The following is a 25757-nucleotide window of genomic DNA, read 5'->3' as shown; positions in this document are numbered from 1 at the left end:
TAATTTACTTTTATTGGCAGATCCATCAATTGAAATAATCAATGAATATATACATAGAGGGGAATGTTTTATTGCATGTATTGATAACAAGATAGTCGGAGTATATGTAATTGTTAAAACTAGACCATTAACCTTAGAGCTTATAAATATTGCTGTAGATGAATCATATCAAGGAAGAGGAATTGGCAAAAAATTAATTTCTAGTGCAATAGATTATGCAAGAAAAGAAAATGCGAAGATATTAGAAGTTGGAACGGGAAATTCTAGTATATATCAATTAGCTCTTTATCAAAAATGTGGCTTTCGTATAGTTGGGATTGATAAAGATTTTTTCATAAAGCATTACGAAGAAAAGATAACAGAAAATGGAATACGATGTGTTGATATGGTTAGACTAAGTATAGATTTATAATATCAAACAATACAAAAAGCTCACTAGGCAAACTGGTGAGCTTTTTATGTTTAGAAAAACTTATTATTGCGTTATCATTTTGATAATGATATAATTCTATTATCAAAATGATAATTAATTATGAGGAGGATACATATGAGCGGTACATTTTTTTCAGAATTCTTGATGATAACAAACATACTAACTTTAGTAATGATTATAGTACTTATTGGACTATTTCTTGTTATTAATAAATTAAGCAAAAAACTAAAGTTTACAAAGTTAATGATAGTTTCAATTTTTTTAGGATTAGGATTGGGATTGGTAATACAACTGATTGCAAAGTTTCCAGATGATCCATCAAAGATTACTTGGCTTACAGAAGTAAGCAAGTGGTATGGGTTAGTTGGAGATGGATTTATGGATTTACTAAAGATGCTAGTAGTTCCTTTAGTACTTGCATCTATTATTAGAGTAATAATGAATATGAAGGAAGATAATTTAAGCAAACTGACATTTAAATCGGTAATGATGTTTTTTGCAACTACAGCTATAGCAGCAATAGTTGCTACAATAGTTGGTAATTTATTTAAGCTAGGTCTTGGTAGAGAAATAGTAAATCCTGTAGGTGAAATGAGAGAAATAACATCCTTAGTTGATACACTAAGAGGTTTACTACCTTCGAATCCTATAAAAGCAATGGCTGAAGGAAATACAGTAGCAGTAGTAATATTTGCAGTATTTATCGGATTAGCTGTAAAAAGGCTAAAGAAAAAATATTTAGAAACAATAAATCCTTTCATAAAGCTAATAGAAGCATTTTATAAAATAATAGTAAGTGTAGCAATAACAGTTATAAAACTTATGCCATATGCAGTAATAGCATTAATGGCAAACACTATAGCAAATAGAGGATTACATTCACTAGTAGAAGTATTAGATTTTATATTAGCACTTTACTTAAGTGTTGCCATTATGTTTGTAGTACATCTACTTATAATATGGGCAAATGGAATCAATCCGATATCTTATATAAAAAAGGTTTCAAAGGTATTAATTCTTGCTTTTACATCTCGTTCGAGTCTTGGAACATTGCCAGTTACAATAGAGACTTTAACAGACAATGTTGGAGTAGATTCGGGGACTGCAAGCTTTGTTACTAGTTTAGGTTCTAATATGGGTATGAATGGGTGTGCAGGTGTATACCCAGCACTAATGGCTGTTACTATTGCAAATATGGCAGGCGTTGAGATGAACTTTACTTTTTATGTTATGTTAATAATAGTTATAACAATAAGCTCACTTGGAATTGCAGGTATACCAGGAACAGCTACAATGGCAGTATCAGTGGTTATATCTGGTATGGGTATGGGAGCATATTTCCCACTAGCAGGGGCAATTATTGCTATAGATCCTATTTTAGATATGGCACGTACTTTGTTAAATGTTAATGGTGCCATGACAACATCTATTGCTGTAGCTAAATCATTTAATACTTTGGATGTAAAAAATGATGGTGATATAGATAAAAGTGAATAGTCAGAGACTATATAAATTGATTTTTAAATTAAAGCCTTGATCTTATAATTACTATAAGATGCAAGGCTATTATTGTATTTACATCTATTTATAATTAAAGTGAAAATAATAAGAAGTTATTCTTGAAATATATATGCTAAAAGCCAATTCTAAGCTATAATTATAATATAAAATAAAAAAATGATAAAATATGGGTAAACATAAAAAAATTGGGTATAACTTGTTAAAGAGTATTACTCAAATAAGATTATATACTATACAAATAGTATAAAAGTTTTTGTAGAAATGTGATATAATGTCGAGTCAGAGAATCGGATGAGAGTTCCGAGCTACCCCAGTAACCGTAATACAGACGAAATCTTAAAATGCCACTGAATTTATAATTTGGGAAGGTTAGAAAGTAGGATGAAGTTAAGCCGGGAGAACTGCCTAATATGCTAATATCTGCTGTGGGCAAGATTTTAGGTGCAATTTGATAAATTACATATATAAGATATTTATGAATTTATCATCTTACTTAAAACCCCAAAATAGAGAAGGGAGGAGATTAAGATGAGCAAATATTTAGCATACCCATTTTTATATGATAAATCTTGTGATTTAAGGTGTGACTTTGAGATACTTACCGATGAAATTTCAAGTCAGATAGGTCTTTTAAGATCATTTATAAAAGATGATAAATTAAGAGATGAACTTAGTAAGGTCAATGAGATAATGTATCATATAAACCCGTCATTGAGAACAAAAACCACAGTTACAAAAGAAGAGCTTACATGGATTGAAGAAAGAGCTTTGTGTTACAAAGATGAAGTAGCAGAAAGATATGAAAAATTTGTATTACCAGAAGGCTGTACAGAGGCTTCTCATTGCCATGTAATAAGAAGCAAATGTAAATCTTTAGTTAGATTATTAAGTAGATATAAAGAACAAGGTAATAATGTGGATGAAATATTATTTGATTTCACTAACCTTTATTCAAACTATTTCTTTGTATTATCATTAAAATTAAATAAAGATAATAACGTCAATGAAACTGAATTTATAAGCAGGAATTATAAATAATAAGGAGATACTAATGAAAAAAAGATTTTTAGCAATATTTGCAACTTGTGCAATGTTAATAACTACTGGATGTAGTAGCCAAGTAGATAGACAAGTAACTGATAGAGAGGGAACAGAAGTAAATATCCCTACAAAAATAGAAAAAATAATATCAAGTGCACCATCTAATACAGAGGTATTAGTAGAACTTGGATTAGCTGATAAGTTAGTAGCTGTAGATAAATACTCTACAGATATAGATGGATTAAGTGAAGACTTAACTCAAATAGATTTTTCAAGCCCAGATGCAGAGGTAATAGTGGGACTAGAGCCAGATTTAATAATAGCATCAGGGCACAATAAAACTGGTTCTGCAGAAGATCCATTTAAGGCAGTTAGCGATGCTGGAATACCTGTAGTTTACATACCAAGTAGTGATAGTATAGAAGGAATATATAAAGATATAGAATTTATAGCAAGTGTTGTTGGTGAAAACAAAAAAGGTGAAGAAATTATAAATAATATGAAATCTCAAATAGCTGAGATAAAAGCTATTGGTGATACTATAGATGAAGAAAAGTCAGTATACTTTGAAATATCACCAGCTCCATCACTATTTACATTTGGGAATTCTACTTTCTTAAATGAAATGATAGAAATCATAGGAGCTAAAAACATATTTGCAGATGAAAAAGGATGGATATCTCCAACTGAAGAGTCTATACTAGATGCAAACCCAGATGTAATAATAACTAATGTAGATTACATAGATAACCCAATAGATGAAATAAAATCTCGTGAAGGATGGAATAACATTACTGCAGTTAAAGAGGGTGCAGTATATCAAGTAGATAAAAATTCAGCATCTCGTCCATCACAAAAGATAATATTAGCCTTAACTCAAATGGCAGAGGCTATATACCCAGAACACTATGGCAAATAAAAAAAAGATATTGATTAGTGTGTTAATAGCATTAATAATTATAAGTATTGGAACTTCCTATGGAAGTTCCAATATTAATATAATGGACACTATATCAATACTAGGACATAAATTATTTAATATTCCTCTTAAAGAAAATATAGATCCTAAAAATATTTCTATAGTATGGAACTTAAGGCTACCTAGAGTACTGTTAGCATTTTTAGTTGGAGGATGTTTAGCGGCAAGTGGAGCAGTAGTTCAATCAATACTAAAAAATCAACTTGCATCACCTTATACACTAGGTGTATCTGCAGGGTCATCTTTGGGTGCGGCAATGATAATAGTAAGTGGGGTATCACTTCCAATAATAGGCGGATTTACTTTACCAGTAGTTGGTTTTTTATTTGGACTAATAACCGTTTATTTAGTAGTCGTATTCTCATCAAAGATAGATAAGACAATGTCAAACAACACAATAATATTATCTGGTATGGTATTTTCATTATTTGTAAATGCATTACTTACTACTGTAACAGCCTTATTTTCACAGGATTTAAAAAGTATATCTCTTTGGCAGATGGGAAGCTTTGCTATGAAGGGGTGGTCTTATGTAAGGCTGATTATTCCGTTTGCATTAATTGGTATGTTAGGTGTACTTAAGTTTACAAGAGAAATGGATATATTAACTTTTGGAGAAGAACAAGCTATGTCTGTAGGTGTTGATACTTCAAAGGTAAAGAAAAAATTATTTATTTTCTCAGCAGTACTTACAGGTGGAGCAGTATCATTAAGTGGTACTATTGGATTTGTTGATTTAATTGCACCTCATGTTGTAAGAAAAATATTTGGATCAAATCACAAATATGTTATACCAATGTCTTTTGTATTTGGAGGATGTCTTATGATAGTATCAGATTTGATTGCTAGAACAATAGTATCCCCATCAGAGTTACCAGTAGGAGCAGTCACTGCAATCATAGGGGCACCATTTTTTGCATATGTATATTTTAATAAATCTAGGAGATAAAAATGTTAGAAATAAAAGAGCTTTTTAGTGGTTATGAGGATATAGATATTATTAAAGAGATAAATATATCTATAAATAAAGGAGAGAACTTATTTATAATAGGTCCAAACGGATGTGGAAAGAGTACTCTTTTAAAGTCTATGGCAAATATTATTGAATATAGAGGAAGTGTAAAAATTGATGAAGAAGAAGTTTCTTCTTTGGATAGAATAACTTTGGCAAGAAAAATTGGATTAATGAGCCAGACTTCACAAATTCATTTTCCATATAGTGTATATGATACAGTTGCACTAGGAAGATATGCATATTCAAAGGGAGCGCTTTCTGGAATATCAAAAAAAGATAAGAAAATAATTTTAGAAAGTATTGAAAATGTAGGATTAAGTGATTTAAAGGATAAGATGATAACTGAACTATCAGGAGGGCAATTACAGAGAGTATTTCTAGCAAGAGTATTTGCTCAAGATCCAGACGTAATACTTCTTGACGAGCCTACAAATCATCTTGATTTAAAGCATCAAATAGAAATTTTACAGTATTTGAAAAAATGGGTGAAAGATAATAATAAGATTTTAATAGGTGTATTGCATGATTTGAATTTAGTTCATTATTTTGCTGACAGGGTAATGTTACTTGATAAGGGTGAGGTTGTATCTTATGGAAAGGCAAGTGAAGTACTAAATAATGAGAGAATAGAATCTATATATGGAATTGATATAAAAGGATTTATGCAAAATGTATTAGAAAAATGGAGGTAGATATCGTGATGATACTATCTCCATTTTTATTTAATCTATAATAAAGAAAATTATTTATGTTGTTAACTATGTCGCATCGTGATATAGTTTAAGTATGATATATCACAATGTGATATAGTGGAGGTGAAATCGTGAGTTTGGAAAAAGTACTAAAGTCATTCATGCCAATGTCAGAAACTGCATATTACATTTTACTTTCATTAACAGAACCTAGACATGGATATGGAATAATACAACATGTAGATAAAATAACTAATAAAAGAATAAAGTTAGGGTCTGGAACTGTGTATGGTACTTTGACAAAGATGCATAAAAGTGGAGTTATTACTATATACTCTGATGAAGATAGAAAAACAGTATATGAGATTACTTATATAGGAAAGACTTTAATAACAGCAGAGATAAATAGAATAAAAGAGCTGTATGATAATGGGATTAAATATGAGGGGGATTTTTATGAAGAAGGTGATTAAACCATTTTGGACTTATAACATAGTAAAAATAGAAAAATGGTTATCAGAAATGATATCAAGAGGATATATATTAAAAGATGTAAATATATTAACTCGGGTATTTGTATTTGAAAAGAGTGAAAATAAAAAGGTATCTTATAAGATTAGCTATGAGAACGTAGGCGTAAATGATATAAATAACTCACTTAAAAAAGAAGGATGGAATAGGGTAGTAAGTAAAAATAGATGGATGTTTTCCTGTACAGATAAAAACAATGAAGATATAAAAATAAGTCCATCAAGAGAAGGCATATTAAAAAGAAATAAAGTAATAAAATATTTTTTATTCTTTATATCGTTACTATATTTTGGGATGTACATACCTGTATTGTTGATACTTGGATTTGCATCATTAGGTGTAGTACTTGGATTTATACCAGTGGAATATGATAATTCTATAGTGGTAGATCCTAGCATATCAACTAATGAAACCATGATAGGACCTGTAGTGTTTTTCTCTATTTTAATTTTTATATTTTATACAATATTAAAATTAAATAAACTAGATAAAGAAATACGAAAAGAGCTAGGATATAATAAGAAAAAATATATGTATGATGTAGAGGAAGTAAGCAATAAGGATAAGCAAATTAAGAAATTCAAACCAGCATGGCAATATGCACCAGACAAGTTAGAGAAGTGGCTTGACGATATGGAAAGTAAAGGATATAACTTATACAAAGTTAATAAAATAGGTGCAATGTTTTATTTTACCAAGGGACAATCTAGAAAGATAAAGTACATAGTAGATTACCAAAACTCAACAGATGAAGGTTACTTTGAAATTCACAAAGAAGACGGATGGAAACTGAATTTTAAGAGTATTGGAAGTATAACCACATGGTCCATCTGGTCTAAAGAGTATGATGATACAGTCCCTGAAATTTATACAAACAATGAAGACTTGCTAAAGTATGCAAAGAAAACGCTAATAATTAATACTATAACTCTTCTTCCTGCATTAGTTATATTTACATCATTATTATGTCAGGATATATACTTTGTTATGAATGGGTTAACTCCAATTTATAGTGTGATAATTAAGATTGTAGTAATAATTGAATTTGCAATATTTTATAATAGTAGTTTAAAATATTATTTTAGAACTAAAAAGAAAATTATTCATTAAAATAGATAAATTAGCAGAATTTCTAAATAATAAAAGGGGTGGGGAGATTGAAACAAATAAAAATATTGAAATCTAATAATAAAATACTGAGTGAGCGTAGTAATTTTTTACAGATTCAAGACAATAATGAACTTATAGAATTACGTAATTACATATTAGAAAAAACGGATTTGGTAAAGTATAAAGATCCAGAAATATTTTTTAAGACTATGGAATGGGTAAACTCTTTGTGGAAGCATGATGGTATAAATAATCCTGGAAATGCAACTTCTTTAGAAATATTACAACGAGCATCAAGGGGAGAGAATTTTCGATGTGTGGAGTATGCAAAGATAACAAGAGATATTTTGGTTTCTCTTGGATATATAGCTAGAAGTATATCAATACAAAGTGAGAATGCAGACTATGGGGGTATAGGCCAATCTCATGTTGTAGCAGAAGTATGGTCGAGTAAGAAAGAGAAGTGGGTATTTTTAGATCCTCAAATGAATTGCTATGCAGTAAAAGATAATATACCAGTTAGTTATTATGAAATTTACAAATCATTTAATGAAGTAAAGTTTATATTTTCAGAGGATACATACAAGAACTGTAATAATCCAGATTATGACTATAGAAAATTCATTAAAAACTATATGGGTTATATGGTAGTAGATGGAGTAATAAATGAAAATAATGTGAGATTATACTTACACCTAGATGGGAAACGTCAACTTTTAGCATTTCAGGCAGGAGATTTATCAAATGCAATATTCACAAAAAATGTAGACGATATTTATTTTAATCCAAATGCTACAATGGCTATGTTAGAATATAAAGAAAAGGTTGATTTTGTTAAGATTATACAAGAAAATAGACTAAAAGATCTTAAAGAGATGGAAGAAAATTTAGATTTATTTTCTGTAGATCCAAACTTCAAAGTAAGATTTACAACAAATGCACCTAATCACCAATATTATGAGCTGAAAATAAATGATAGACCTTTAATAAAGTTAGAAACAGATACATATGATTTGAGTTTATCCGAGGGTTTACATGATATTTGCGTATATTCCATAAATAAGCAAGGCATAAAAGGAAGCTCTACTAATATGAAAATATTTTATGGAGAGATTGAGAATAGGTAGTTAAATTAAATATGTTAAGTTTGGTTGACAAATCTCCATTTTTACTTGATAGAAAGTACTATTAGTTTTTAGTATACTAAATTTATAAATGTATGAAATTAAGAAAGATTGGTGATTATTATGTCATTAGGCGAAAGATTATTAGACTTACGTAAAAAAGTAGGTCTATCACAAGAAGAAGTTGCAGAAAAATTAAGTGTATCTAGACAAACTGTAAGTAAGTGGGAAACTGACCAAACTGTTCCTGAATTGAATAACGCGAAATTACTGAGTCAACTGTATAATGTAAGCTATGATTATTTGATTAGTGGAAGTCATATTGGTGGTGATGTTACAAGTATTGAAATGATAGTTGATGAAATTGATTGGACGAATGCTTGGAGTAAAAAGTACCCAATTTTAGCTACATATCAAGGAATACATGGAATAAATACATATTGCGAAAAAATATCCGAGCTATATGATACTTTCAAAGACGAGTTTAACTTGGATGATCAAGATACAGTTTTAGTTCTAAAAGATATACTTTATCAAAAATTTAAAACTTCAAAAAAGAAAACAAAGTAAAATTAATAGAGTATGTATGTAATACGATTTATAATTTTATCTAAATAATAATTAAAAGTGATTATTAATATTAAGATGTTCTTAATACTAATAATCATTTTTTATTTTTGTTTTTATAATAAACTGTATATAGAAATTAGATTACATATTTAATCATAATAAAATTATATATAGTATAAAACATACAAATAGGTTATATTAAAATTTATGAAGAATAAATATTTAAAATTTCACATATGTTGTATATAATAGTAACTATATGATTAATTAGATAAAAAATTTATATCATGTTAATTTATGGTGAATACTAATATACTAGTAGATACAATTACGTAAATTACTTGTGTTGATTATATAACGGAGGAGAAATAGAATGATACTTTTTGAAAAAAAACATAAGGAAACAGGAAAGTCTTACGCCTATAGAGTACTAAAAGATAATATAATGTCTTTAGAGTTAAAACCAGGGGATTTATTAAGTGAATCGGATTTATCAGAAAAGCTAAATATATCAAGAACTCCAATAAGAGAAGTCCTAATGAGGTTGAAAAATGAACATCTTATAGAAGTTAAGCCTCAGTCTGGAACTTATGTATCTCTAATAGACTATAGTTTAATAAATGAAGCTATATTTATGAGAACTACATTAGAAAAAGAAGTGCTAAGAGAAGCTTGTAATGATTTTCCTGAGGAATTATTTATGGAGCTTGAGAAAAACTTATTTGCTCAAAAGCTTCTAGCAGATAAAGAAGGTAAGGAAATTGAGATACATAATTTAGATAAGAAGTTTCATAAGTTAATATTTCTAGGGTGCAATAAGATAAACATATGGGATAGTATTATGAATATAAGTACTCACTATAATAGGATGAGACTTTTATCTGAGATGAAGAGTAATAAAAAGCAAATAATTGATCAGCATGAAGAAATGTTAAGCATCATCAAAAACAAAGAGATTGATAAAATAGAGGCATATATAAATAAGCATATAACTGAACCAGCTAAAAAATGGGATGATATAATAAATGAAAATGAAGAATTAAAATTATATATAAAATAAAATAAACATCTGTATTATACAGATGTTTTTTATTTATAGGTACTCACTATGGTTTAGTTGAAGGGAATATCAATAAATGATATAATAATTGTAAAATAATGGGGGAATATAGAAATGAGACCAATGATAGGAATTTCATACGATATGATATTTGATTTTATAGTAATAATAGTATTTTTTATATTTATTTATAAAATGTCTAAGGCTAATAATACAAAGAAAAACTATGAGAATAAGATATTTGAATTAGAAAAAAGAATTAAGACATTAGAGGATAAAACAAAAAATATTAAATAGGATATAGGCTATTAGTGAGAAAGTTTTAATAAACTTTCTTTTTTTAATGTAGAAAAATAGGATAAATTGTAAAAAAATATAAAAAAATAGGAAAAGGTATTGCCTAACAAAAATAAATATGCTAGTATACAAGTATAGAAGATGAGAGGAAGGTACATAAATATGAAATTACCATTTAATATTGATTTAAAAGATAAGGTTTGTGTAGTAACAGGTGGAACAGGAGTACTTTGTGGAGCTATGGCAGATGCATTAGCTGAATGTGGAGCTAAGGTAGCTATACTTGCATTAGGAAAAGAAGCTTGCGAAGCAAAAGCTAAAAGTATAAATGATAATGGTGGATGTGCCATAGGAATAGAGACTAACGTTTTAGAAAAAGAAAGTTTAAAAAGAGCACATGAGATAATACTTAATGAATTAGGACCATGTGATATATTAATAAATGGAGCTGGTGGAAACCATCCAAAAGGAACTACAACTAAGGAATATTTATTAGAAGAAGACTTAGATAACGATGAATTAACATCATTCTATGATTTAGATCCAAAGGGTGTTGAATTTGTATTTAACTTAAACTTCTTAGGAACATTACTTCCATCACAAGAGTTTAGTAAAGACATGTTAAATAGAAAAGGATGTTCAATAATAAATATATCTTCAATGAATGCTTACACTCCGCTTACTAAGATACCTGCATATTCAGGAGCTAAGGCAGCAGTAAGTAACTTCACTCAATGGTTAGCGGTACATATGTCAAAAGTTGGTGTAAGAGTAAACGCTATAGCACCAGGATTCTTCGTAACAGCTCAAAATGAGAAGTTATTATTTAATGAAGATGGAACTCCAACAGAAAGATCTGAAAAAATATTAAACAGCACTCCAATGGGAAGATTTGGGGAAGCTAATGAATTATTAGGTACTTTATTATTCTTAGTATGTGAAGATGCATCTAGCTTTGTAAATGGTGTAGTAGTACCAGTAGATGGAGCATTCTCAGCATACTCAGGTGTATAGGGGGAAAAATATGTTAGATATAATAAAAAATGAAGGTATTGTTGCTGTAATAAGAGCAAAAGATCATAATGAAGCAAAAGGATATATAAACGCTTGTGTAAAGGGTGGAATAAGAGCAGTAGAGCTTACATACTCAATACCAAACGTTGTTGATTTAATAAATGAATTAAGAGATGACAAAGAATTAATATTAGGTGTTGGAAGTGTACTAAATGGCAAAATGGCTAAAGATGCAATCTTAGCTGGTGCCAAATATGTAGTAAGTCCAGGATATAGTGAAGAAGTAAACACAGTTTGTAGAGAATTAAATACACTTTACTTACCAGGATGTATGACTGTTACTGAAATAATGCACGCACTTGAAAAAGGTAATAAGATGGTTAAATTATTCCCAGGAGACGTATTTGGTGCAAAATATGTAAAAGCTGTAAAAGCACCAATACCTCATGTTGAAATAATGCCAACTGGTGGAGTTAGTATAGACAATGTAGACAAGTGGTTCGAAATGGGAGTATCTTGCGTAGGTGTAGGTAGCTCATTATTTAACGCAGGAAGTTTAGAAGATATAGAAAACTTAGCAAAAGAATTTGTGGAGAAAATAAAAGATGTTAGAAGCAAATAAAAAGGTATTAGGATTTGGTGAAATAATGCTAAGACTTACACCTTCAAATAATCAAAAGATAATTCAATCAAATTCTTTTGATGCAACTTATGGTGGTGGTGAGGCAAATGTAGTAGCAAGCTTAGCTACATTTGGTCACGATACGAAATATGTAACTAAATTACCAGATAGCTCTTTAGGGGATAAGGTGATTAGAGATTTAAAAGCTTATAATGTTGATACTAAAGATATTGTACTAGGTGACGGAAGACTTGGAATATACTTTTTAGAAATAGGACATGGGCTTAGAAGTACAGAGGTCATCTATGACAGAAAATACTCAGCAATATCTATGGCAAGTAAAGATGAGTTTGATATAGAGAAAATGCTTGAAGGTGTTTCTATGGTTCACTTATCTGGTATTACTCCAGCACTAAGCAAAGACTTATATGATTTAACAATAGCTATAGCAAAGTACGCCAAACAAACTGGTATACTAATATCCTTGGATTCTAATTATAGAGCTAAGCTTTGGAGCTTAGGTGATGCTAAAGGATTTTTGGAAGAGATACTTCCGTATGTTGATATAGCATTTTTAGGAAATTTAGATATGACAAACATATTAAATTATGAATCTAAAGACTTAGAATTTGATGATAATTTACTTGATTTATATAAGAGGTTATTTGAAAAATATCCTAACTTAAAATATGCTTCTTGCACAAGAAGAGAAGTTAAGTCTATAAATAATAACTCTTTAACTGGATATTTATTTGATAGAGAAAACTTACATATATCAAACACTCACAACTTTGATATCTTAGATAGAGTTGGCGGTGGAGATGCTTATACTGCTGGTATACTTCATGGAATTATTGAAGGCATGAAACCACAAGATGTAGTTGAATTTGGAGTATGTGCAAGTGCATTAAAGCACTCAATAAGAGGCGATATAAATATTGTCGATAAGGACAGTGTAATGAGCTTATTGGAAAAAGGATTACAAAATATTAAAAGATAATTGGGGGAATGTTGACATGGAAATGACATTTAGATGGTATGGACAAGACGATCCTGTAAAGATCGAATACATAAAGCAAATACCAGGAATGAAAGGTATAGTTACTGCAATATATGATATACCAGTAGGAGAGGCCTGGCCTTTAGATAAAATATTAGAATTAAAAAAATCTGTTGAAGATCACGGGTTAAGACTTTCAGTAATAGAAAGTGTACCAGTACATGAAGATATAAAATTAGGTCTTCCAACAAGAGATAAGTACATAGCAAACTACCAAGAAACATTAAGAAACCTTGGAAAAGCAGGAGTTGATACAGTTTGTTATAACTTCATGCCAGTATTTGACTGGACTCGTTCAGACCTTAACTATGAACTAGAAGATGGTTCAACATGTTTAATATACGATGAAGAAACTGTTAAGAAAATGGACCCAGCTTTAGGTGAATTAGAACTTCCAGGATGGGATACTTCTTATGGAGAAGGCGGATTAAAAGGATTACTTGATCAATATAAAGATATAGATGAAGAAAGACTATGGGAAAATTTAGAATACTTCATAAAAGCAATAATTCCTGTTGCTGAAGAAAGCAATGTTAAAATGGCTATACATCCGGATGATCCACCATGGTCAATATTTGGACTTCCAAGAATAATAACTAGCTTTAAAAGTTTAGAAAGATTCATAAATCTTTATGATAGTGAATACAACGGTATAACTTTATGTACAGGGTCTTTAGGATGTACTAAGACTAATGACATAGTAGAATTAGTTAATTACTTTGGTAAAGAAAAAAATAGAATAAACTTTGCACACTTAAGAAACGTATTAATAACTGGAGACAGTAGTTTCAACGAAGTAGCTCACCTATCAGAGTGCGGATCACTTGATTTCTATGAAATAGTAAAAGCATACTGTGACTATGACTTCAAAGGGCCATACAGACCAGACCACGGAAGAATGATATGGGGAGAAACTGGTAGACCAGGATACGGATTATATGATAGAGCTTTAGGCGCTGTTTATATAAATGGTTTAATAGAAGCTATAAACAAAAACAAATAATACATAAAATTGTATAAATTTGCAAGATATATTATAATTTATAATATAAAATATAATCACATTAGAAAAAAATTCTAATGTGATTATATAAAATCTGGAGGATAATATGAAGAAATTTATGGATAACGATTTTCTATTAAATACAGATGTAGCTAAAGAGCTATATCACAATCATGCATCAAATATGCCAATATTCGATTATCACTGTCATTTACCAGCAGTTGAGATAGCTGAAGATAAAAGTTATGAAAATATAACTCAAATGTGGCTATACCACGATCATTACAAGTGGAGAGCTATGAGAAGCTTTGGAATAGATGAAAAATACATAACTGGCGATGCTAGTGATTTTGAAAAATTTTATGAATTTGCAAAGATGATGCCTTATTTAATTGGAAATCCAATATATCATTGGTCTCATCTAGAATTAAAAAGATACTTTAAGGTAGAGGAAGCTTTAAGTGAAAAGACAGCTAAAGACATATGGGAAAGATGTAATGATGCTATAGTTAAGGATAAATTAACTGCTAGAGAGCTTATAAAAATATCAAATGTAGTATATATAGGAACTACAGATGATCCAATTGATGATTTAAGATATCACAGATTAGTCAATGAAGATGAAAATTTTGTGTGTGAAGTAAGACCTTCATTTAGACCTGATAGAGCATTAAAGATACAAAACAAAGATTTCTGTGGGTATATAAGTCTATTAGGAAAAACTGAAGATACTGAGATTAATACTTATGAAGGGTTGTTAGAAGTATTAGAAAAAAGATTAGATTTCTTTGTAAGTAATGGCTGTAATATTACAGACCATAGTTTAGAAAGAGTTTATTTTGAACCAGCTACATTGACAGAAGTTTCAGACATATTTGTTAAAGTTTTAGCGGGAGAAGAAGTAACTAAGTTAGAAATGTACAAGTATATGACTTATACATTAATAGCTTTAGGAAAAATGTACAGTGAGAGAAAGATGGTTATGCAACTTCATATAGGTGCACTTAGAAATAATAATTCTAGAATGTTTGGTTTAGTTGGAGCCGATGCTGGATTTGATAGTATTGATGATGGGGAAATCGCTTACTCTTTATCAAGAATATTAGATTCATTAGACATTGAGGACAAGTTACCAAAGACTATTTTATACTGCTTAAATCCAAAAGACAATGAAGTATTAGGTACTATGATTGGTAATTTCCAAGGAAGTCAGATTGCAGGTAAGATACAATTCGGATCTGGATGGTGGTTTAATGATCAAAAGGATGGTATGCAAAGACAACTTGTAGCATTATCTCAATTAGGTTTAATAAGTAAGTTTGTAGGTATGCTTACAGACTCAAGAAGTTTCTTATCATTTACTAGACATGAGTACTTTAGAAGAATACTTTGCAATTATTTAGGTGACTTAGTAACGAATGGAGAGTATCCATACGATATAGAAATGTTAGGAAAGATAGTAGAAGATGTATGTTATAATAATGCAAAAAAATACTTTGAATAATAGTCCTAGGGGGAATTTATCATGAAAAAAAGGATCAAGATGCTTGCGATATCGCTTGCATTAGTGACTGGTTTATCAACTGTTGGATGTAGTTCTACTAGCAATGACGATGTAAGAGTTATGAGGGTTGCGCATAACCAAGGTGAGGAACATCCTATCCACTTAGCTTTAAAGGAATTTGAAAAAATAGTCGAAGAAAAAACAGAAAACAAAATAGATATACAAGTGTATCCTAATGAGTTATTAGGGGGACAACGTGAAGCTGTTGAGCTTACTCAAACTGGAGCTATAGATATAGCAGTAGGAAGTATAAGCTTACTTGAAAGTTTTAACAAGGCTTACAGCGTTTTCAACCTTCCATACTTATTTGATAGTACAGAACATTATCATAGTGTAATGAATGATGTAGATATTATGGATGGAATATATGATTCTACTAGAGAATCAGGATTTGTAGGTCTTACATGGTTTGACGCAGGTTCAAGAAACATGTACACAACAGACAAGCCTATACTAAAGCCTGAAGATTTAAAAGGTAAGAAGATAAGAGTACAACAAAGTCAAACTAATATAAGAATGATGGAACTATTAGGTGGTTCAGCTACTCCTATGAGTTTTGGGGAGGTATATACAGCTCTTCAACAAAAGGTTATAGATGGAGCAGAAAATAACGAGTTAGCTCTTACAAATAACAAACACGGTGAAGTTGCTAAGCATTATTCTTACAACCAACATGCTATGATACCAGATATTTTGATAATGAACTCTAAATTATTAGAAAGCTTAAGTGAAGAGCATAGAAAAATAATATTAGATGCGGCAGATGAAATAAACAAGTTTGAAGTTGATGCATGGGAAGATAAAGTAAATGAGGCAGTAAAGCAATCAGAAGAAATGGGTGTAAAGTTCTACTATCCAGAAATTGAGCCATTTAAGGAAAAAGTCTTACCTCTACATGAAGAGATGACTCAAGATAAAGAAATAAAAATACTATACGATAAGATTCAAAATAAAGCACCTAAAGAAAGTACAAAGTAAATACTAGTAGGAGGAACGTAAATGGATAAGTTAAGAAAGATTTTAGATAAAACATTAGAGCTTGTGTGTATGACACTGCTAGCATTTATGGTACTTTTAGGTACTTGGCAGATAATAACTAGATATGTACTTAATAATCCTAGTACAGTATCAGAAGATTTATTAATCTTTTCATTTGTTTGGATGGCTTTACTTGGAAGTGCCTATGTCTTTGGAAAAAGAGATCATATGACAATGGTATTTTTTAAAGAAAAATTCCAAGCAAAAGATCCTAAAAGAAAGATTGCACTTGATATATTAGCAGAGTTAGTTGTAATGATATTCTCTGCACTTGTTTTAGTATTAGGTGGGATTCAAATAAGTAATCTAGCTATGGGGCAAATATCACCAGCATTAGGAATACCTATGGGATATATATACTTAGCGCTACCATTATCAGGAGTGATTACTATAATATACAATATACTAAACTTAGCAGATATTAAGAAAAGTATATCTGATTTAAAGACGTTAGCAAATAATAATTAATCCGAGGGAGAGAAGATTATGGAATTAGCATTTCAAGCAGGTACGGCTATCGCAATTGTATTTCCAATATTACTTTTATTAGGGATACCTATTTCTATAACTATAGGAGTCGCTTCTATATTTGGTATATTAACTACACTTTCATGGGATGTTGCTGTTCTTACAGGAGCACAAAGAATATTTACAGGAATAAGTAGTTTCTCACTACTTGCAATACCATTTTTCGTATTAGCAGGGATAATAATGAACAATGGTGGTATAGCATTAAAATTAGTAAATTTCGCAAAAGTATTAAGTGGTAGGTTACCAGGATCTCTAGCACATACAAATGTAGTTGGAAACATGCTATTTGGTGCAGTAAGTGGATCATCAGTTGCAGCAGCGGCAGCAATTGGTGGAACTATGGCACCACTTCAAGAAGCAGAAGGATATGATAAAAACTACAGTGCAGCAGTAAATATAGCTTCTGCGCCTACAGGTCTTTTAATTCCTCCAAGTAACTCACTAATAATATATTCATTAGTAAGTGGAGGGACATCAGTTGCAGCATTATTTATGGCAGGATATATACCAGGTATACTATGGGGATTATCGGTTATGGTAGTAGCATTTATAATGGCAAAAAAATATAAGTATTCTACTAAATATAAGATTACATACAAAGAAGCAATGAAGATATTTGTTGATGCATTACCTAGTTTAGCATTAATATTTGTAATAATAGGTGGTATAGTAGGTGGTATATTTACAGCTACAGAGGGAGCGGCAGTAGCAGTAGTTTACTCATTTGTATTATCATTTTTCTTCTACAAGTCAATTAAGGTAAAAGATATACCTAAGATATTAATAGAAACAGTTCAGATGACAGGTATAATAATATTCTTAATAGGAGTATCATCTATAATGTCATGGGTTATGGCATTTACTAACATTCCAAATGCAATAACTGAATTATTACTTGGAATATCTTCAAGCCCAGTAGTTATATTATTAATAATGAACTTAATATTATTAATAGTAGGTACATTTATGGATTTAACTCCAGCAATACTTATATTTACACCTATATTCTTACCAATAGCTAAGAACTTTGGTATGGATTCAGTACAATTTGGTATAATGTTAATATTTAACTTATGCATAGGTAATATTACTCCACCAGTTGGGAATACGTTGTTTATAGGATGTAAGGTAGGTAAGACTAGGATAGAAGATGTTATTAAGTACTTACTTCCTTTCTATATAGGTATATTAGTAGTACTTATGTTAGTTACATTTATACCACAGATAAGTTTATTTATACCTAAACTTATGGGAATGATATAGATAATAGTTTAATAAAGCACAGGATTCAGAGGAAAATCTGATTTCTGTGCTTTTTAGTTACAAAAATATTTTAAAAAAATCACCAGACTACAAAATACGACAAATAATAACTTATTTATATGTTATTATTTGTAATAAATGAAATAGAAAGGTGATATTATGACTCCTCAAATGATAAAAGATAAAGATCTAAGAGAAATTGAAAAAAAGGCAATGGTATATATAATTTCAATAGTCTTGGTTATATCAGCAACTTTAGCTATTAATATTTTTTTTAAAAAGAATATAAATGATTCAGATTTTGAACTTACTTTAGTATTTATTAGATTATTCAATTCAGTACTTGCAGTACTGGCTTTTGGAAGTTGCTTAATTTCATATTACAGAGTGAAAAAAGATAGCGCATTTATTATTTCATTAATTTATTTAGTATTAGCTATAGATATATTGATGGGACAATTAGACTATCTTAGTTTTTATTATAAAGAATTCACTCTTTCAAATTATATAACAGTATCAACTTCTGTACTTAGAGTATTTTTACTTATACTTGCAATTTCTCCTAAAAATAGTTTGAGCGATTTAATTATAAATAACAAAAATAAATCAGTATTATTTGTAGTGGTATATACTATAGTATGTGGACATATCGAGCAAAAAATTAATTTATCAAGGGTCGATAATTCAAGTGTTCTATTTATATCATACAATATACTATTAATCATAATATATTTAGTATGTTCTTTTAAATTATTTAAAATGGGGATAAAAGAAAAAGAATATTTATATGTAGTATTAGGATCTAGTATACTAATGCTTGCAAGCAAGGCTATGTATGTTATTTATGGGACAAGTATAATGTCCTTTTATGTTAAAATAATTTCTGTTTCAATAACATATGTTAGTTTTTTAATAGTAATATCGGGAGTATTTATTGAGCTATATATCTACATATGTAAAACAAAAATATTAAATGATAATCTAGAGACATTTTATAATTTAGTGGAAAATAATAAGCATAGTTTTATGTATATATGTAACCAAGATGGAGAGATAATATATGCTAATAAAAAGATAAAAGAGTTCTATTTAGATTCAGAAGACTCGGATATAAGTAAAATAGATTCTATTATAAAAGAAACGACAGAAGCTTTAGCACCAGTTGAAGAGATTAAGAATTCGCTAAAGGAAAGTGGTACTTGGAGGGGGATAATAAAGAGTTCAGTAGATAACAATACTATTGATTGTTCAGCCCAAGTAATGAAGAATCACAGCGGTAAGAGTGAGATAGCAATTTCTTATATGGATATTTCAGATGAAATCAATATGGAATTAGAACTAGAAAAATTCAAAATATATGATAAGGCAAAAGATGACTATATATCTAATTTATCACATGAATTAAAGACTCCTTTGAATATATTTTACTCAACGGTACAGTTATTAGATAGAAGTAGTGAATATGATGAATGCGATTTTAGATTAATGTATAAAAAGTATAATAAAACTCTACATATAAATTGCAAGAGAATGACCAGATTAATAAATAATATTATGGATATATCAAGAATAGAAATTGGAATACTTAAGCCCAATATTGGAAACTACGATATAGTCTCTATTGTAGAGGATGTTACTTTATCTGTTGCTAATCATGCTTTATTAAAATCTATTTATATACAATTTGATACTAATGAAGAGGAGCATATTGTAAAATGTGATCCTTCTATGATTGAGAGAGTAATGCTTAATTTACTATCAAATGCAATCAAATTTTCGAAAGAAAATCAAACTATATATGTGGATGTTTTAGTAAAGAAGGAATGGATTGAAATATCTATTAAAGATGAAGGGATAGGTATTAGCAAAGAAGATAAAGATATTATATTTGAAAGATTTGTTCAAGTTGATAAATCATTTACTCGTGAGAATGAAGGAAGTGGCATAGGTCTTAGCATAGTTAAATCTATAATTGATTTGCATGATGGATTTATAGAAGTAGAGAGTAAGATTGATGAAGGTAGCATATTTACAGTGTATCTACCTAATACATGTCTTAAGTATGCTGATTTTAATAGTTATGATATTAATAAACAAAATACAGAATTAGAATTATCTGATATTTATGAGTTATCAGTTTAAAAATATAAAGAAAGTATATTTTGTTAAGCAATTTGGATAAAAGTAATATATAATAATTTCAAAGATATGTTTAATAATGTATGGCCATATTTAAAGGAGGTTAAGATGGATAAACAACAAAAAGAGAATATATATAAAAACATTGGATTTTGTATATCGATAACCTTTATATTTGGAATTACATTGCTTTTGATGCTTATGATTAAAGCAAGATGGTATGGATTTTTTATTTTAGCAGTTACAGTAGCTTTATTATGTTACTTAAGAAGTAAAAATAAATTAGGTAAGTGGAAAATTAGGCTGTGTTGGATTGGTGCTATTTGTATGGCAATTGCTACTTTATTTATTTCAAAGCCTTATGAAAATATCTCTCTAGTAGGTACAATAGTAAGTGAGGGGATTGGGATGGTTACAAAGCTACCAGCCTACTCAGAAAAATTTTTAAACGAAGAAAAATCAACATGGAAAGCACCTGATGGATATGAGCTTGAAAAACATAAGCTTTCTGCTTCAGTTATTGAATTATTAAAAACTGATAAAGATCAAGAAAAGGTAATATATCAACTGCATGGAGGATCTTATCTAAAGAAACTAAGAGATATATATCGATATAAAGCAGTAGTTTTATCTAAAAAATCTAATGGAGCATATGTTGCATCACTTGATTATCGTGTTGCACCAGAATATACTTTTCCTGCTGCATTAGAAGATGCTCTAGAGGGATGGAACTATCTTTTGGACTTAGGATATAAGCCAGAGAATATTATTATTGAAGGGGATAGTGCAGGTGGGAATTTGGCATTAGCTCTTTCACTGAAGCTACGTGATAATGGTATGGAAATGCCAGCAGGAATTATATGCATATCACCATGGGCGGATTTAACAGAAAAAGGAGATTCACATCAATATAATTTGTATCTTGATAGCTCTTTTGGAATTGAAGAAGGAGATAAGAAAAGTAAGCCTGCTGTTCCTTTGACATATGCAGGGGATACGGATTTGCGCAATCCATATCTTTCACCTGTATATGGTAATTATGATAAATTTCCACCAATGCTTATTTTAGTTGGGTCATATGAAGTACTAGAAAGTGATAGCATAACCATCTATAAAAAGGCAATTGATGCAGGTGTAGATGCCAAATTGATTGATCAATATGGTATGTTTCATGTCTATCCTTTCATGTATAATTTAACCCCTGAAAGTAGATCTGCTTGGAAAGAGATTGAAAAATTTATGATTGAATTTTTGAGAACCTAGATGGTTCTCTTTTTATTTGAAAAATATTATAAAAATATTAAAAATTTATGATAGATTACTAAGTATATATACGAAGTATTAATATGAAGGGTGAAAAAATTAAGCAAGCTTACGAGGGGAATATGTTATGAAAATTAATGAAGAGAATTTTATTATACAGCTTAGGAAGGGAAATGAAAAAGCCTTGGAGTATGTAATAGACAAATATGGATGGATAATAAATTCCATTGTAAAAAAGCACTTATATAATCTACAAAATTACCAAGAAGAGTGCATCAATGATATATTAATTGGGATTTGGAATAATATCGAAAGCTTTGATGAAAGTAAGAATAGCTTTAAGAACTGGGTAGGAGGAATATCCAAATATAAGGCTATTGATTATAGAAGAAAGTACTTGAGATACATAAATGAAGAAAGTATAGATGAAATGGAAATAAGAAGTGAGAAAAGTATTTTTATAGATATAACAAAGAATGAGCTTGATAATGAGATAGATAATCTATTAAATAATCTTAAACCTGAGGATAAAGAAATATTTTTAAAGCTTTATATAGAAGACAAAGAAGTAGATGTTGTAAGTAAAGAGATGAATATGAAGAGAGAAGTTATTTACAATAGGGTAAGTAGAGGGAAGGATAGGCTACGAAAATTATTTCAAAAATAAAGGAGATTTGTATGAGTAAAAATATATATAATCTGTTAAATGAAACTAATGTAGATTTAGATGAATATAAGGAACAAGACTTTACGAATTTTGAGAAAATAAAGATTAAAAAGAGATTTAGGAAGAATATAAATAAACATAAATATAATAAAAAGATAATAGTGTCAGCATCAGTAGTAGTAATAAGTATAGGGGTTATGGGAACTGATGTTGGTGTATATGCAAAGGAAAAGTTACAAGAAATGGCTTATGATATATCTAGAGCTTTGGGTATAAGTACAGACCTTGATGAGTATAAAAATATAATAAACAAAGCTGTAAGTAAAAATGGTTTAGAGGTTATGTTAAATGAAGTTATTTTAAATAATGATGAGATAGTCTTTTCTACAACGACTAAACGTGCTAAAAATGATGAAAGTGAAGTTGCATCAATATCATTAAAAAATATCTCTATTAATGGTAAAGAACTTAGTGCATTTGGTGGAGGAGGAATAGAAAAGGTTGATGACTACACTAGTGAGCAAGTTATGAGTATGACCTTATTTGGTTTGGAAGAGAAGGAACTTAAAGGCAATGTAGATATAAAAATTACCTTTGATGAGGCTTATTGTGATAATGATGAAGTTATAAAAGGACCATGGATATTTAAATTTAGAGCTGATGGAAGTGAATTAGCTTTAAAGACTTATGAGGTAACACTTAATGAAAATTTTACATTTGAAAATGGAGAAAAACTTGAGCTTAAAAAGTATACTAGCAATGATTTAGGTCAGAAGATATACATGAAAGCTAATATAGAAGGTGAAGGCTATGATGTATATGTAAAAGGTCATGATGAATTAGGTAATGAAGTGAGTTTTTCTATGGGAAATTGTAGCATGAATGAACCAATACTTAGCATGGATAATTATGGTGGAAAATATAAAGCAAAAGAGTTAAAGCTTAAAATATATGCGGCATCACTTAAAGAAGAAGCATTTCCTAGTTCAAGTAAATACAAGCAAGTAGGAGAGGAGTTTACTATTGATTTGAACAACTAAAATAACAAGGACTATCTATTATAAGATAGTCCATATTTATATATTCAAGCAGAATAACCTAAGCCTGGTTTAGTCATAATAATATTTAATATAGTCAAACATATTAGTTATTTTTTGTATTTTGAGAACAGCATGATTTATTTCCTTTAAATAAGAAAAATAATACACCGCCCATAACTAAGGGACATATAAAAGGAGCTATAGATGATACTAGTATAGCGCTCTTAGGTGAATATAAGCCTATAGTAGGAACAGTAAAAAGTAATAGTACAGGAATTATACAGCATAGAGACAGTGGTAAGAAACGTTTTAAGTTTTGATTATTGTTTTTATTTATTTTGAATATACCTCCATAAATTTATAAAATTATAGTATATAAAAAGTATGAATAAATTATGAAAATGAATTTAATGATAGATATTTTGTTGTGGGGGGAATACTGTATTATCTAGTATTTAACTAGATAATAAGTAAGTAAATATTGATACAGAAGAAGGGGAAATAATATAATGGAGCAAAAATAATATTTAATCTTATGGTCATTTGGGTAATATTATTATATATTCTATATCATATACTATTAATAGGAGGTGCATTATGGAAGGTAAACTTTTGTATGTCATGGCACAATATGATGAAGAAACAGAGGCTAAATTTAATAAGATACAAAAAGCTCTTTATGATGCCGGCTTTGTAGGAACTCAAACTCCTAATTTCCCAAAACATATTACCTTAGGCTCATTTGATCTTGATAAGGAATCTGAATTAATAGATAAGGTAAAAGAAATTTGCAGTAATACAAAAAAGATAAAGATGTCTTTTGACAGTATGGGTCTATTTGGAATGGAAGTACTTTTTATTGCTCCAACAGTTACACATGAGCTATTAGATTTACAGGAAAATTTTAATTACAATCATCAAAATAATTATAATTGGGTAGCACATACTACATTGTTAGTGGATAATCCAGAGGTAATACAAAAATCACTTCCAATTGTTGCACAAAACTTTTCTTCTTTTAGTGGCTATATTGAAAGCATTAGTTTGTACGAATTTTCACCTTCAAGATTTATCTTAGAGGAAAAATTATTATAGGTATGTATGTAAGTTTAATATATTGCCAATTAAAAAGGTGTCTCATTAATGATTTACAATAATCACTTTGGAGGCACCTTTTCTAATAATATTATAGCATTAAATTATTTGTTTTATAATTTTATAATTTTTTCGTTTAAATCTATGATACTCTCAGCTAATATTTGATAGTTTATAGTATTCATTAAGTGGTATTGATCTAGTGTAGTTTACAATTAATCAGGAGGTTACCTTTGGGTAGCCTCTTTTTACTTATACAGGAGCGAAAGTATGATTTGAATATAATTGCTGAAATTATTTATGGCAATAGTCTAAAATTAGTTTGAATTATAATATCCATGCTGATGTACATGGATAATGATACAATTAACGTATAAATGTAGATACTATAATTATAATGATTATATCTTTTATGGGATAGATTTGATACTAGATTTATTTAATATGCCAAGTGAGCTTATTAAAGATTCAAAAGAGTATTTGATAATTATTTTAATAGGTCTAGGCTTATTAAAGATATCTATATTTTTGACGGTGATATCATTAGGAACTAGAGTAGTTTTAGCTTATATACTTTCATCAACATCTTTAGGGGAAAGAGGTATATGGTGGTCTATTCTAATAGGATGGTCTTTATAAGATATGATACTAGAAAGGGTAGGATTGGATTTTGAAAGAGATAATAATTATAGAGACTTACAGGAGATGTATTATATTAGTAAACAACTAAGAGAGGTTATGAGATACTTAGTTTAAATAGTATTTCAGCATTTTTTTTATAGCTATTAATTTATTTATTTATTTATAAAATTAGAAAAAGGTATAAAATTCTGAAAATGAAATAATTGACATAAAATGGAAAATTATGTTAATATAAGGCTATAAAAATTTTATAGGCAAACTTAGAGAAATCTAAGGACGCAAAGCTACAGGGACTAAGGTTTATAACTATGTCAGCCAGTTGCCAAAGGGTACATTATACTTTTTGTTTTAAGCTTAGTTAGTAATATTATCGCTTATATTTATATGCAAAATATTACATTATTAGGTATATATCAAGTTACTCTTTTTGAGTAACTTTTTTT

At 29.2% G+C, this 25757-nt stretch carries 26 protein-coding genes and 2 riboswitches; all 26 genes read left to right on the top strand.

Annotated elements, in window-relative coordinates; translation table 11 throughout:
* Window positions 1-412 (top strand): GNAT family N-acetyltransferase (locus CHL78_RS10185; protein ID WP_147295811.1); only part of this gene is annotated, 412 nt, incomplete at its 5' end.
* Between the two features lie 135 nt (window positions 413-547).
* Window positions 548-1930: a cation:dicarboxylate symporter family transporter gene (locus CHL78_RS10180; protein WP_094368573.1), complete on the top strand. Its 1383-nt coding sequence runs from the start codon at window positions 548-550 to the stop codon at window positions 1928-1930.
* A gap of 255 nt (window positions 1931-2185) precedes the next feature.
* A riboswitch (cobalamin riboswitch) is annotated at window positions 2186-2377 on the top strand.
* Window positions 2378-2482: 105 nt separating this feature from the next.
* Window positions 2483-2992 carry an ATP:cob(I)alamin adenosyltransferase gene (locus tag CHL78_RS10175; protein ID WP_094368572.1) on the top strand — a complete coding sequence of 170 codons (510 nt, stop codon included), beginning with the start codon at window positions 2483-2485 and terminating at the stop codon, window positions 2990-2992.
* A 13-nt stretch (window positions 2993-3005) separates the two neighbouring features.
* Window positions 3006-3914 (top strand): ABC transporter substrate-binding protein, encoded by a 909-nt coding sequence (locus CHL78_RS10170; protein ID WP_094368571.1) that lies wholly within the window; start codon window positions 3006-3008, stop codon window positions 3912-3914.
* Window positions 3904-4923, top strand: coding sequence for a FecCD family ABC transporter permease (locus CHL78_RS10165; protein WP_094368570.1), 1020 nt, complete (start codon window positions 3904-3906; stop codon window positions 4921-4923). Before CHL78_RS10170 ends, CHL78_RS10165 begins: the two co-directional genes overlap by 11 nt.
* A gap of 2 nt (window positions 4924-4925) precedes the next feature.
* A complete protein-coding gene (locus CHL78_RS10160; RefSeq protein ID WP_094368569.1) occupies window positions 4926-5681 on the top strand; it encodes an ABC transporter ATP-binding protein in 756 nt (251 codons plus the stop codon).
* 131 nt (window positions 5682-5812) lie between these two features.
* Window positions 5813-6154, top strand: a complete 342-nt coding sequence (locus tag CHL78_RS10155; RefSeq protein ID WP_330408610.1) for a PadR family transcriptional regulator — start codon at window positions 5813-5815, stop codon at window positions 6152-6154.
* Window positions 6138-7322, top strand: coding sequence for a DUF2812 domain-containing protein (locus tag CHL78_RS10150; protein WP_158540678.1), 1185 nt, complete (start codon window positions 6138-6140; stop codon window positions 7320-7322). Before CHL78_RS10155 ends, CHL78_RS10150 begins: the two co-directional genes overlap by 17 nt.
* Window positions 7323-7369: 47 nt before the next feature.
* Window positions 7370-8449, top strand: coding sequence for a transglutaminase domain-containing protein (locus CHL78_RS10145; protein ID WP_094368567.1), 1080 nt, complete (start codon window positions 7370-7372; stop codon window positions 8447-8449).
* Window positions 8450-8569: 120 nt separating this feature from the next.
* Window positions 8570-9016: a helix-turn-helix domain-containing protein gene (locus CHL78_RS10140; protein ID WP_094368566.1), complete on the top strand. Its 447-nt coding sequence runs from the start codon at window positions 8570-8572 to the stop codon at window positions 9014-9016.
* Window positions 9017-9389: 373 nt separating this feature from the next.
* Window positions 9390-10076 (top strand): GntR family transcriptional regulator, encoded by a 687-nt coding sequence (locus CHL78_RS10135; protein WP_094368565.1) that lies wholly within the window; start codon window positions 9390-9392, stop codon window positions 10074-10076.
* 114 nt (window positions 10077-10190) lie between these two features.
* A complete protein-coding gene (locus CHL78_RS10130) occupies window positions 10191-10373 on the top strand; it encodes a hypothetical protein (protein WP_094368564.1) in 183 nt (60 codons plus the stop codon).
* A gap of 162 nt (window positions 10374-10535) precedes the next feature.
* Window positions 10536-11387: an SDR family oxidoreductase gene (locus CHL78_RS10125; protein WP_094368563.1), complete on the top strand. Its 852-nt coding sequence runs from the start codon at window positions 10536-10538 to the stop codon at window positions 11385-11387.
* A 10-nt stretch (window positions 11388-11397) separates the two neighbouring features.
* Window positions 11398-12009: a bifunctional 4-hydroxy-2-oxoglutarate aldolase/2-dehydro-3-deoxy-phosphogluconate aldolase gene (locus CHL78_RS10120; protein ID WP_094368562.1), complete on the top strand. Its 612-nt coding sequence runs from the start codon at window positions 11398-11400 to the stop codon at window positions 12007-12009.
* Window positions 11993-13009: a sugar kinase gene (locus CHL78_RS10115; RefSeq protein ID WP_094368561.1), complete on the top strand. Its 1017-nt coding sequence runs from the start codon at window positions 11993-11995 to the stop codon at window positions 13007-13009. The genes CHL78_RS10120 and CHL78_RS10115 overlap by 17 nt, the downstream gene beginning before the upstream one ends.
* A 16-nt stretch (window positions 13010-13025) precedes the next feature.
* Entirely contained in the window at window positions 13026-14072 is a 1047-nt protein-coding gene (uxuA, locus tag CHL78_RS10110) for a mannonate dehydratase (RefSeq protein ID WP_094368560.1), read from the top strand.
* 106 nt (window positions 14073-14178) lie between these two features.
* On the top strand, window positions 14179-15576 hold the full coding sequence (gene uxaC / locus CHL78_RS10105; RefSeq protein ID WP_094368559.1) for a glucuronate isomerase: 1398 nt from the start codon (window positions 14179-14181) through the stop codon (window positions 15574-15576).
* A gap of 21 nt (window positions 15577-15597) precedes the next feature.
* Window positions 15598-16614 carry a TRAP transporter substrate-binding protein gene (locus tag CHL78_RS10100; protein WP_094368558.1) on the top strand — a complete coding sequence of 339 codons (1017 nt, stop codon included), beginning with the start codon at window positions 15598-15600 and terminating at the stop codon, window positions 16612-16614.
* A 21-nt stretch (window positions 16615-16635) separates the two neighbouring features.
* Window positions 16636-17142 carry a TRAP transporter small permease gene (locus tag CHL78_RS10095; RefSeq protein WP_094368557.1) on the top strand — a complete coding sequence of 169 codons (507 nt, stop codon included), beginning with the start codon at window positions 16636-16638 and terminating at the stop codon, window positions 17140-17142.
* A gap of 18 nt (window positions 17143-17160) precedes the next feature.
* Window positions 17161-18468, top strand: a complete 1308-nt coding sequence (locus tag CHL78_RS10090) for a TRAP transporter large permease (RefSeq protein WP_094368556.1) — start codon at window positions 17161-17163, stop codon at window positions 18466-18468.
* A gap of 159 nt (window positions 18469-18627) precedes the next feature.
* The gene (locus CHL78_RS10085) at window positions 18628-20610 is read left to right on the top strand and encodes a sensor histidine kinase (RefSeq protein ID WP_094368555.1); all 1983 of its coding nucleotides are present in this window, start codon (window positions 18628-18630) and stop codon (window positions 20608-20610) included.
* A 105-nt stretch (window positions 20611-20715) separates the two neighbouring features.
* Window positions 20716-21870 carry an alpha/beta hydrolase gene (locus tag CHL78_RS10080; protein WP_158540677.1) on the top strand — a complete coding sequence of 385 codons (1155 nt, stop codon included), beginning with the start codon at window positions 20716-20718 and terminating at the stop codon, window positions 21868-21870.
* A 127-nt stretch (window positions 21871-21997) separates the two neighbouring features.
* Window positions 21998-22537 carry a sigma-70 family RNA polymerase sigma factor gene (locus tag CHL78_RS10075; protein ID WP_094368553.1) on the top strand — a complete coding sequence of 180 codons (540 nt, stop codon included), beginning with the start codon at window positions 21998-22000 and terminating at the stop codon, window positions 22535-22537.
* An 11-nt stretch (window positions 22538-22548) separates the two neighbouring features.
* A complete protein-coding gene (locus CHL78_RS10070; RefSeq protein WP_094368552.1) occupies window positions 22549-23577 on the top strand; it encodes a DUF4179 domain-containing protein in 1029 nt (342 codons plus the stop codon).
* Between the two features lie 597 nt (window positions 23578-24174).
* Window positions 24175-24672 (top strand): 2'-5' RNA ligase family protein, encoded by a 498-nt coding sequence (locus CHL78_RS10065; protein WP_094368551.1) that lies wholly within the window; start codon window positions 24175-24177, stop codon window positions 24670-24672.
* 357 nt (window positions 24673-25029) lie between these two features.
* Window positions 25030-25311 (top strand): hypothetical protein, encoded by a 282-nt coding sequence (locus CHL78_RS21430; protein WP_330408609.1) that lies wholly within the window; start codon window positions 25030-25032, stop codon window positions 25309-25311.
* A 246-nt stretch (window positions 25312-25557) separates the two neighbouring features.
* A riboswitch (cyclic di-GMP riboswitch) is annotated at window positions 25558-25641 on the top strand.
* Window positions 25642-25757: the final 116 nt, after the last annotated feature.

This window comes from Romboutsia weinsteinii (genome assembly GCF_002250835.2).
Lineage (GTDB): Bacteria > Bacillota > Clostridia > Peptostreptococcales > Peptostreptococcaceae > Romboutsia_A > Romboutsia_A weinsteinii.
The sequence above is the reverse complement of the archived record's forward strand: the minus strand, read 5'-3'. Positions and strand labels throughout refer to the sequence as shown.

Bases quoted from the DNA above. Each gene is read 5' to 3' on its own strand.
- CHL78_RS10180 (WP_094368573.1), top strand. From the start codon at position 548: ATGAGCGGTACATTTTTTTCAGAATTCTTGATGATAACAAACATACTA.
- CHL78_RS10175 (WP_094368572.1), top strand. From the start codon at position 2,483: ATGAGCAAATATTTAGCATACCCATTTTTATATGATAAATCTTGTGAT.
- CHL78_RS10170 (WP_094368571.1), top strand. From the start codon at position 3,006: ATGAAAAAAAGATTTTTAGCAATATTTGCAACTTGTGCAATGTTAATA.
- CHL78_RS10165 (WP_094368570.1), top strand. From the start codon at position 3,904: ATGGCAAATAAAAAAAAGATATTGATTAGTGTGTTAATAGCATTAATA.
- CHL78_RS10160 (WP_094368569.1), top strand. From the start codon at position 4,926: ATGTTAGAAATAAAAGAGCTTTTTAGTGGTTATGAGGATATAGATATT.
- CHL78_RS10150 (WP_158540678.1), top strand. From the start codon at position 6,138: ATGAAGAAGGTGATTAAACCATTTTGGACTTATAACATAGTAAAAATA.
- CHL78_RS10140 (WP_094368566.1), top strand. From the start codon at position 8,570: ATGTCATTAGGCGAAAGATTATTAGACTTACGTAAAAAAGTAGGTCTA.
- CHL78_RS10135 (WP_094368565.1), top strand. From the start codon at position 9,390: ATGATACTTTTTGAAAAAAAACATAAGGAAACAGGAAAGTCTTACGCC.
- CHL78_RS10130 (WP_094368564.1), top strand. From the start codon at position 10,191: ATGAGACCAATGATAGGAATTTCATACGATATGATATTTGATTTTATA.
- CHL78_RS10125 (WP_094368563.1), top strand. From the start codon at position 10,536: ATGAAATTACCATTTAATATTGATTTAAAAGATAAGGTTTGTGTAGTA.
- CHL78_RS10120 (WP_094368562.1), top strand. From the start codon at position 11,398: ATGTTAGATATAATAAAAAATGAAGGTATTGTTGCTGTAATAAGAGCA.
- CHL78_RS10115 (WP_094368561.1), top strand. From the start codon at position 11,993: ATGTTAGAAGCAAATAAAAAGGTATTAGGATTTGGTGAAATAATGCTA.
- uxuA (WP_094368560.1), top strand. From the start codon at position 13,026: ATGGAAATGACATTTAGATGGTATGGACAAGACGATCCTGTAAAGATC.
- uxaC (WP_094368559.1), top strand. From the start codon at position 14,179: ATGAAGAAATTTATGGATAACGATTTTCTATTAAATACAGATGTAGCT.
- CHL78_RS10100 (WP_094368558.1), top strand. From the start codon at position 15,598: ATGAAAAAAAGGATCAAGATGCTTGCGATATCGCTTGCATTAGTGACT.
- CHL78_RS10095 (WP_094368557.1), top strand. From the start codon at position 16,636: ATGGATAAGTTAAGAAAGATTTTAGATAAAACATTAGAGCTTGTGTGT.
- CHL78_RS10090 (WP_094368556.1), top strand. From the start codon at position 17,161: ATGGAATTAGCATTTCAAGCAGGTACGGCTATCGCAATTGTATTTCCA.
- CHL78_RS10085 (WP_094368555.1), top strand. From the start codon at position 18,628: ATGACTCCTCAAATGATAAAAGATAAAGATCTAAGAGAAATTGAAAAA.
- CHL78_RS10080 (WP_158540677.1), top strand. From the start codon at position 20,716: ATGGATAAACAACAAAAAGAGAATATATATAAAAACATTGGATTTTGT.
- CHL78_RS10075 (WP_094368553.1), top strand. From the start codon at position 21,998: ATGAAAATTAATGAAGAGAATTTTATTATACAGCTTAGGAAGGGAAAT.
- CHL78_RS10070 (WP_094368552.1), top strand. From the start codon at position 22,549: ATGAGTAAAAATATATATAATCTGTTAAATGAAACTAATGTAGATTTA.
- CHL78_RS10065 (WP_094368551.1), top strand. From the start codon at position 24,175: ATGGAAGGTAAACTTTTGTATGTCATGGCACAATATGATGAAGAAACA.
- CHL78_RS21430 (WP_330408609.1), top strand. From the start codon at position 25,030: ATGATACAATTAACGTATAAATGTAGATACTATAATTATAATGATTAT.